A 7,844-nucleotide genomic window follows, 5' to 3' on the forward strand; every position below is an offset into this window, starting at 1 on the left:
CCCCTTCGTCGCGGCGTCGCCGCGCGCCAGCATCGCCGGCAGGTCGTGCCGGAAGTCGCCGTCGCAGGGCACGGGCCGCCCCTCGCCCGGCGACAGCCGGGCGACGATGTCGTAGACCACGAAGGAGGGCGTCGCGTAGACGAGGTTCTCCCCGGGCCGCACGAAGAGCTGGGCGAGCAGGTAGAGGATCTCCACCGAGCCGTTGCCGATGAAGATGCGCCCCTCGCTGACGCCCAGGTGCTCCGCCAGGGCGCGGTGCAAATGGTAGGCGCTGTCGTCGGGATAGCGGTTCAGCTCGCTGCAGGCCCGGCCGAGCACGGCGAGCACGGCGTCGCTGGGCGGGTGCGGGTTCTCGTTGGAGGCCAGCTTGATGATGCTCTGCAGGCCCTTCTCGCGCTGCAACTCCTCCACGGGCTTGCCCGGGACGTACGGGCGCACCTTGAGGATCTCCTGCCTGGCCAGTTTCTCGAAGTCCATCGCCCCTCCCGGCCGCCGCGCGGCGCGGCCACTCTAGCGCAGCCCGGCGGCGCGTTTCAACCGCTCGCGCTCCGCCGCGCTCAGCGGGCGCAGCGCGCCCTCGGGCAAATCGCCCAGGCGCAGCGGTCCCAGGCGAACGCGCTGGAGATCGAGGACCGTCCGCCCCAGGCACTCGAACATGCGCCGGATCTGCCGCTTGCGGCCCTCGGCGAGGACCACCGCGTAGCGGGCGCGACCGGGCAGCGCCCGCAGCCGGCAGGGCCGCGTCGGGCCGTCGGCGAGCTCGAGCCCGGCGGCGAAGCGGCGCTCGCCCGCCGGGTCGAGGGGAGCGTCCAGCCGGGCGCGGTAGGCCTTCTCGACGCCGTAGCGCGGATGCGTGAGCCGCAGGGCCAGCTCGCCCTCGTTGCTGAGCAGGAGGAGGCCGCGGCTGTCGCGGTCCAGGCGCCCGACCGGATAGAGGCGCGCCTTCACCCCGGCGGCCCGCGCGAGGTCGATCACCGTGCGCCCACCCCGCGCATCGCTGGCGGCGGAGAGCACGCCGGCGGGCTTGTTGAGCAGCCAGGTCTCGCCGCGGCTCGGCGCCAGCGGTCGCCCGTCCAGGGTGACGCGTGCCGCCTCGGCGTCGACGGCCAGGGCGGGGTCGCGCACCGGTCGTCCGTCCACCGCCACGCGGCCGGCGCGCACGATCTCGTCGCAGCGACGCCGGCTGGCCACGCCGGCCAGGGCGAGGAAGCGGTTGAGGCGGATGGTCTCAGTCCTCTCCGCCGGCCTCTGCCGCCCAGGCCGCGTCCGCCGCCGCGGGGGCGTTCGCGCCGGCGGGCGCCGGCGGCACCAGGGCGCGGGCGATGCGGGCCAGAGCCGGCTCGCGGTCCTCCGCCGCGTCATCGGCGGCGAGTGGCGGCTCCGCGTCCAGGGCGCTCAGGGCGTCGGCCGCCTCGGCGAGCAGGGCCCGCTCGGCGGCCAGCGCCGCGTCGAGCGCGGCCCGATGGGCCAGCGGCTCCTCCGCTCCGAGCGCTTCGGCGTCGGCGCCGGCGTCCCCGCCACCCGCGAGGCTCGCGCGCCAGGCGGCCGCGGCCGCGGCCAGCTCGGGCTCGCCGTCCGCCAGCGCCCGCTCGGCGAGGAGGGTCTCCAGCGCGTCCACGCCATCGAGCAGGCGTTCGCGGCGCTCGCCGGCGGGCACCGGGCTCTCGCCCTCCGCATCCGCGGGAGCGAGCAGGGCCTCGATCTCCGCCAGACGCGGCAGCTCGTCCAATCCGTTGACCCCGAGGAAGCCGAGGAACTCGGGCGTCGTGCCGTAGAGCAGCGGGCGGCCGAGGGTTTCCGCGCGGCCGGTGATGCGCAGCAGCCCGCGCTCGATGAGCGTCGCCAGCGAGCCGCCGCAGTTGACGCCGCGCACGGCCTCGACGTCCACACGCGTGCAGGGCTGGCGGTAGGCGACCACGGCGAGGGTCTCCAGCGAGGCGCGCGTCAGGCGGACGCGGCGCTGGCCGCGCAGCAGCTCCTCGATGCGCGCGGCGTGCGCGGGCCGGGTCACGATGCGCCAGCCGCCCCCCAGCTCGGCGAGCTGGAAGGCGTGGCCGCCCGCGTCGTAGTCGGCGGCGAGTTCGGCCAGGAGGGCCGGCAGCGCCCGCCGCTCGACGTCGGGCAGGATCGCCTGCAGGCGGCTCAGGGACAGCGGCTCGGGGGCGGCAAAGAGCAGCGCCTCCACCGTGCGCTTCAGATCGACGGACATTCTCTCACCCTTTCGCTAGCTCCGGCGGGGCCGCGGGGCCCGCGCCGCCTCGCTCAAGCACCGGCGGCCTGCGCCAGCGGCGCCGCCGCCGGCGTCGCCGCGCTGATCCAGATCTCGCCGCAGCGCCCCTCCTGCTCCACGCGCAGCTCGCCGTACTTCACCATCTCCAGGAGCGCCATGAAAGTGACGATCACGTGCAGGCGCGTCGGCGCCTCGGCCAGGAGGTCGCGGAAGACGAGGCGCTCGCCGCGCGCGAGCCGCGCGCGGATCAGCGCCATCTTGTCCTCGATGCTGACGTTCTCCAGTTCGACGCGGTGGCGGGCCTCGCGCTCGGCGACGAGCGCCATCACGTCGCGCAGCGCGCCCAGCAGGTCCGGGAAGTCGAGCTGGAAGATCTCCTCGCGGCTGCGCAAGGAGTCCAGCGGCTGCGCCGGCACGAAGTCGAAGCGCAGGCGGCGCTGCTCGGCGAGATCGCCGAAGCGCTCCGCGAGCGCCTTGTACTTGCGGTACTCCTCGAGCTGCGCGGCCAGGTCGCGCCGCGGATCCTCATCGGCCTCCTCGCCGAAGACCGGCCGCGGCAGCAGCAGCCGGCTCTTGATCCGCAGCAGGGTCGCGGCCATCAGCAGGTACTCGCCGGCCGCGTCCAGCTCGAGCACCTCGAGTTGCTGCACGTGGGCCAGGTACTGCTCGGTGATGTGCGCGATCGGGATGTCCGCGATCTCGATCTCGTCCTTGCGGATGAGATAGAGCAGCAGATCGAGGGGTCCCTCGAAGAGGTCGAGACGGACGGTGTAGCTCACGGTCCTCCCCGGCGGCGCGGCCTCCGTGCGGACCTCAGGTATCAGAGGCCGGTCCATCCGTCAACGCCTAATCCGCGGGCTCAGCCGCCGGCAATGCCGCGCGGGTGGTATTCGCGGTGCACGCGCTTGAGGTAGAGGCGGTCGACCTGCGTGTAGATCTGCGTGGTGCCGATCGAGGCGTGCCCGAGCATCTCCTGCACGGCCCGCAGATCGGCGCCGCCCTCGAGCAGGTGCGTCGCGAAGCTGTGGCGCAGGCTGTGCGGCTTGACGCGCCCGGCGAGTCCGGCCGTTGCCGCCAGTCGCTGCAGGATCTTCCACCAGCCGATCCGGCCGAGCGCGCCCCCCCGCGCGTTGAGGAAGACGCGAGCCGGCGAGAGGGCGGTCGCCAGGCGCGGCCGCTCCTCGCCGAGATAGCGCGCCAGCGCCTCGACGGCCCGGCTGCCCACGGGCACCCAGCGCTCCTTGCGCCCCTTGCCGAGGACGCGCACGAGACCCTCGGCGAGGAAGAGCTCGGCCGGCGGCAGGCCGACCAGCTCCGAGGCGCGCAGCCCGGACCCGTAGGCCAGCTCGACGAGCGCGCAGTCGCGGCGCGGCGTCCGTTCGCCCGCCGCCGCCGCCGCGAGCAGGGCCTCGATCTCGGCCACGGCGAGCAGGTCGGGCAGGGCCCGGGCGAGGCGCGGGCCTTCGAGGCCCTCGGCCGGGGACTGCGCGCAGCGACCCTCGGCGCAGAGGTAGCGGTAGAAGCTGCGCCACGCGCTGAGCAGGCGGGCCCGGCTGCGCGGCGAGAGCCCGGCGGCCTCGGCCGCGTGCAGCGCGCGGCGCAGCTCCGGCTCCGTAGCCGCCAGGGGAGCGGGCAGCGTCGCTGCGAGGCGCGCGAGGTCGCGGCGGTAGGCCTCCAGCGTGTTCGCCGCCAGGCTGCGCTCGACGAGGAGTTGATCGAGCCAGTCGTCGACCTCGCTCTGCCAGGCGGCGTTCACGGCGCGGCCTCTCCGCTGCCGGACTCCGGCGACCCGGGGGCGCGCTCCGCGGCGAGCCCGGCCTGGATGCGCCGCGCGAGCGCCGGCCCGATGCCGGCCAGCGCGCTGAGCTCGCCCAGCGAGGCCGCCGCGATGGCCGGCACGCTGCCGAACTGGTCCAGGAGCAGGCGCCGCCGCGCCTCGCCCAGGCCCGCGATCCCGTCCAGCGCCGAGGCGAGGCTGCGCTCGCCGCGCGCCCGCCGGTGGTAGCCGCGCGCGAAACGGTGCGCCTCGTCCCGCACGCGCTGGAGCAGGCGCAGGGCGCCCGAGTTCTGCGGCAGGGCGAGCGGCGCCTCGGGTCCGGCCCAGCGGTAGACCAGCTCCTCGCGCTTCGCCAGGGAGATGAGCGGCTGGGCGGCGGCGCCCGCCGCGGCCAGACCCCCCGCCGCAGCGGCGAGCTGGCCCGGACCGCCGTCGATGAGGAGGAGATCGGGCGGCGCCTGCCCTTCGGCGGCGAGGCGGCGGAAGCGCCGCTCGACCACCTCGGCCACGGCCGCGCAGTCGTCCTGCCCCGCGACTGTCCTGATGCGGAAGCGCCGGTAGCCGCTCCTGCGCGGCGCTCCGTCGCGGAAGCTGACCAGCGCCGCGACCGCCTCGCGGTCGCCCGTGTTCGAGATGTCGACGCCCTCGATCACGCGCGGCAGCGCATCCAGCTGCAGGGCCTCGCGCAGCTCGAAGACCGCCGCCGGCACCCGGCCCGCCCTGCTCCCCGCGGTGGCCAGCGACTCGTCCAGCTTCGTCCGCGCATTCTCGAGGGCGAGGGCGAGGATCTCCCGCCCCAACCCGCGCTGCGGCCGGCGCAGCGCCACGGTCCCGCCGCGCCGCCCGCTCAGCCACTGGGCGAGCAGCGCCTCGTCCGCGGCGGGGAAGGCCGCCGGCAGGAGGATCTCCGCGGGCGGCTGCTGCACGCGGTGGTAGTACTGCTGGAAGAAGGCGCTCAGCACCGCAGCGTCGCTCTCCCCCTCGCGGGTGCGGAAGTGGAAGGTCTCGGCGCCGAGCAGGCGCCCCTCGCGCAGGCGCAGGACGACGCCGCAGCTGTCCTCGCGGTCGCGAGCGAGCGCGAGGGCGTCGCGGTCGCCCTCGCCGTAGACCTGCGTGCGCTGGCGGTGGCTGAGGCGGTCGATCGCCTGCAGCTGGTCGCGCAGGCGCGCTGCCTGTTCGTAGCGCCGCCCCGTCGCGGCGCGCTCCATCTCGCCCGCGAGCAGTTCCCGCAGCTGCGCCGCCCGCCCCGTCAGGTACAGGCGCAGCTTCTCGACGCCCTCGCGGTACGCGGCCACGCTCTGCCGACCCGTGCAGGGGGCCTGGCAGCGCCCGATGTGGTAGTAGAGACACTCGCGCGTGAGACTCGCCGCCGGCAGGTCGCCCGGGCAGTCGCGAATGGGGAAGAGACTCTTGAGCACGCGCAGGGTCTGGCGGATGGCGCCGACGTCCGTGTAGGGCCCCAGGTAGAGGCTGCCGCCCTCCTCCATCTGTCGCGTGAGAAAGACGCGCGGCAGCTCCTCCTCCAGCGTGATGCGCACGTAGGGGTAGCTCTTGTCGTCGCGCAGCTGGATGTTGTAGCGGGGGCTGTACTCCTTGATGAAGTTGTTCTCCGCGACGAGGGCCTCCATCGCGCTCGCCAGCACCAGGTAGTCGAGATCGGCGACGCGCGTGACGAGGAGGGCCGTCTTCGGATCGCGCTGGCGCCGCTCCTGGAAGTAGGAGCGCACGCGCGTGGACAGGTTCTTCGCCTTGCCGACGTAGATGACCTTCCCGCGGGCATCCTTGAAGAGATAGACGCCCGGCGCGGTGGGCAGCCGCTCGAGCTTGCGCTGCAAGCTCTCCGGCGGCGGACCGGCTTTGGTGGGCGCTGTCATGCTCCGGCTGACTCCCGTGGCGCGGGGGCGGCGACGGCCGCCCCGGCGGCGGCCGCCCGCGGAATCTAGCCCGGAAAGCGTGACAGGACAAGGGGTTTCCCCCTTGACAGGCCGGCGGTCCCTTGCTAGATTGGCGCCCTTGTCCCGCGAGCGAAGGAGAGCCAAGGCCGATGCCTCATCACAAGTCCTGCAAGAAGCGCCTGAAGACCGCCGCCAAGGCGCGCCAGGTCAACCGGGCCTACGTCAGCCAGATGCGCACGCGCCTGAAGCGCTTCCGCAGCCTCGAGGACGCCGCCGAGGCCGGCGCCCTGCTGCCCGAACTCAGCGGCTACCTGGATCGCCTGGCGAAGAAGGGCATCATCAAGACGGCCCGCGCCAACCGGCTCAAGTCCCGCCTGCAGCTGCACCTGAACGGCCTGCCGCAGGGCTAGGCATCCCGCGGGCCTGCCCGAGCGGCGGGCCCGCGCCGGCACTCTCCCTACTCCCCGTCCCCCTCCAGGAACACCGCCGCCTCGCGGTAGCCCTCGGCCAGGTAGCGCCGCGCCTGCTCGCGCCGCTCGGCGCCATCCCAGGCGTGCACGAGCTCGGCCTCGGCGCTCGCGCCCGCCGCCAGCTCGGCGAGCAGCGCCGCGACCTCCGGCGCCCAGTCCCCCCACTGCTCGGCGATCAGGGCCGTCTCGGCCGCGGCCAGGCCCGCCGCGTCCAGCCGCGCCTTGACCGGGCTGGGGATGTCGCCCAGACGCGCCTCGTGGAAATCGTGCAGCAGGCCCATCAGCAGCGCGCGCTCCGCGTTCAGGCCGGCCGCGCGCGCCGCGCGCCAGGCGAGCAGCCCGACGGCGTAGCTGTGCTCGGCGACGGATTCCGGCTGCGGCACGCCGATGCGGAACCAGCCGCTGCGCGGCGTGCGCTTGAGCGCGAAGAGGTCGTCCAGCCAGGGATCGGGCGCGGCGCTGGGCATCGGATCCTCCGGGGGCGGGCTAGAAGTTCCAGCCGAGGAAGAACTCGTGGTCCACGCGGGAGCTGATCTCCTCGAAGTCGGTCGTCCGCGTGGCGTTGTAGCGCAGGACGAGCACGGGCCCCAGCCCCAGCTCGAGGCCGAGACCGTAGGCGCCCACCCACTGCGGCTGCGGAATCGCGAAGAAGCGCTGCGACAGGCGCGCGGCGTCCGCGAAGAGACTGCCGCGCACGGGCGGCAGATCCAGGCTGCCCAGGGGCGTGAAGAGACGAACCCCGTAGAGCAGCGGCACCCGCAGCTCCTGATTGAGCAGCCAGACGCCCCGCGCGTGGAAGTACTGGTGCGGCCAGCCGCGCAACTGCAGGGGACCGCCAAGGTGCACGAAGCGCGGGTCGTCGCCCTGCGAGTAGTGCCCGAACAGGCGCGCGGCGTAGACGGTCCGGTCGCCGAGCCGCCAGTACTTGCGGGCGTCCAGGCGCAGGACGCTGTAGCCGTAGCCGCCCTCTCCGAACGCGGTGGTCCAGCCGAGCGTGAAGTTGAGCCGCTCCCCGGTGAGCGCGCCGCCGCTGCTCCAGAGGACGGTGTCGTGGACCCAGGCGGCGTAGAGCGAGCCCAGCACCGCCTCGGGGTCCCGCAGCGCGTAGCTTAGCTCGTCCTCCTCGATGACCCCGCGCAGGTTGCCGCTGAACTCGATCCGGCGGAAGAGGCTGAAGGGGTAGCTCAGCGCCGCCAGGACGCCGAAACGGCGCTCGAAGCGGTACTCCCAGTAGTTGGTGTCGAAGTCGCTGCTGAGGTGGAAGGCGGCCAGGCTCCAGTTCCAGCGGCGGGAGAGGTTCGTGTAGGCGAGGCCCAGGTTGAGCCGCTTGAAGAAGTCGCCGGCCGTGGTGGCCGTGTTCGAGACGGCCAGGCTCAGGTGGTGGTTGCCGAGCAGATCCGTGAAGCCGAGCTGACCGCCCCCCGCGCTGCCGAACTCGGGATCGTAGGCGAGGCCGGATTGCGCGAAATTTT

8 protein-coding genes are annotated in these 7,844 nt (G+C 74.2%); 1 reads left to right on the top strand and 7 read right to left on the bottom strand.

The features are described from left to right. The 6 genes from FJ251_11450 to uvrC form a co-directional block, all read right to left on the bottom strand. Positions 1 to 477: aminotransferase class I/II-fold pyridoxal phosphate-dependent enzyme (locus tag FJ251_11450; protein MBM4118332.1), on the bottom strand; the 477-nt coding region annotated here is incomplete at its 3' end. A 33-nt stretch (positions 478 to 510) separates the two neighbouring features. Beyond that, positions 511 to 1,362, bottom strand: a complete 852-nt coding sequence (locus tag FJ251_11455) for an rRNA pseudouridine synthase (GenBank protein MBM4118333.1) — start codon at positions 1,360 to 1,362, stop codon at positions 511 to 513. Beyond that, positions 1,229 to 2,209: an SMC-Scp complex subunit ScpB gene (gene scpB, locus FJ251_11460; GenBank protein ID MBM4118334.1), complete on the bottom strand. Its 981-nt coding sequence runs from the start codon at positions 2,207 to 2,209 to the stop codon at positions 1,229 to 1,231. The genes FJ251_11455 and scpB overlap by 134 nt, the downstream gene beginning before the upstream one ends. A 53-nt stretch (positions 2,210 to 2,262) precedes the next feature. Continuing rightward, complete coding sequence (locus FJ251_11465; protein ID MBM4118335.1) at positions 2,263 to 3,066, bottom strand: segregation/condensation protein A; 804 nt, start codon at positions 3,064 to 3,066, stop codon at positions 2,263 to 2,265. 23 nt (positions 3,067 to 3,089) lie between these two features. Beyond that, positions 3,090 to 3,986 (bottom strand): tyrosine recombinase, encoded by an 897-nt coding sequence (locus FJ251_11470; protein MBM4118336.1) that lies wholly within the window; start codon positions 3,984 to 3,986, stop codon positions 3,090 to 3,092. Continuing rightward, the gene (gene uvrC / locus FJ251_11475; protein ID MBM4118337.1) at positions 3,983 to 5,881 is read right to left on the bottom strand and encodes an excinuclease ABC subunit UvrC; all 1,899 of its coding nucleotides are present in this window, start codon (positions 5,879 to 5,881) and stop codon (positions 3,983 to 3,985) included. The genes FJ251_11470 and uvrC overlap by 4 nt, the downstream gene beginning before the upstream one ends. A 170-nt stretch (positions 5,882 to 6,051) precedes the next feature. On the opposite strand from uvrC, the gene rpsT reads away from it, so the two are divergent. Continuing rightward, positions 6,052 to 6,312, top strand: a complete 261-nt coding sequence (rpsT, locus tag FJ251_11480; GenBank protein MBM4118338.1) for a 30S ribosomal protein S20 — start codon at positions 6,052 to 6,054, stop codon at positions 6,310 to 6,312. Between the two features lie 47 nt (positions 6,313 to 6,359). Here the strand turns inward: rpsT and FJ251_11485 are convergent, their stop codons facing one another. After that, positions 6,360 to 6,839, bottom strand: a complete 480-nt coding sequence (locus tag FJ251_11485) for an HD domain-containing protein (GenBank protein MBM4118339.1) — start codon at positions 6,837 to 6,839, stop codon at positions 6,360 to 6,362. Positions 6,840 to 7,844 lie beyond the last annotated feature (1,005 nt).

Source organism: bacterium, from assembly GCA_016873475.1.
Taxonomy (GTDB): Bacteria; Krumholzibacteriota; Krumholzibacteriia; order JACNKJ01; family JACNKJ01; genus VGXI01.

Coding starts and splice junctions, on each gene's coding strand:
- FJ251_11455 (MBM4118333.1), bottom strand. CDS start 1,362: ATGACGCGGCGGAGGACCGCGAGCCGGCTCTGGCCCGCATCGCCCGCG.
- scpB (MBM4118334.1), bottom strand. CDS start 2,209: ATGTCCGTCGATCTGAAGCGCACGGTGGAGGCGCTGCTCTTTGCCGCC.
- FJ251_11465 (MBM4118335.1), bottom strand. CDS start 3,066: ATGGACCGGCCTCTGATACCTGAGGTCCGCACGGAGGCCGCGCCGCCG.
- uvrC (MBM4118337.1), bottom strand. CDS start 5,881: ATGACAGCGCCCACCAAAGCCGGTCCGCCGCCGGAGAGCTTGCAGCGC.
- rpsT (MBM4118338.1), top strand. CDS start 6,052: ATGCCTCATCACAAGTCCTGCAAGAAGCGCCTGAAGACCGCCGCCAAG.
- FJ251_11485 (MBM4118339.1), bottom strand. CDS start 6,839: ATGCCCAGCGCCGCGCCCGATCCCTGGCTGGACGACCTCTTCGCGCTC.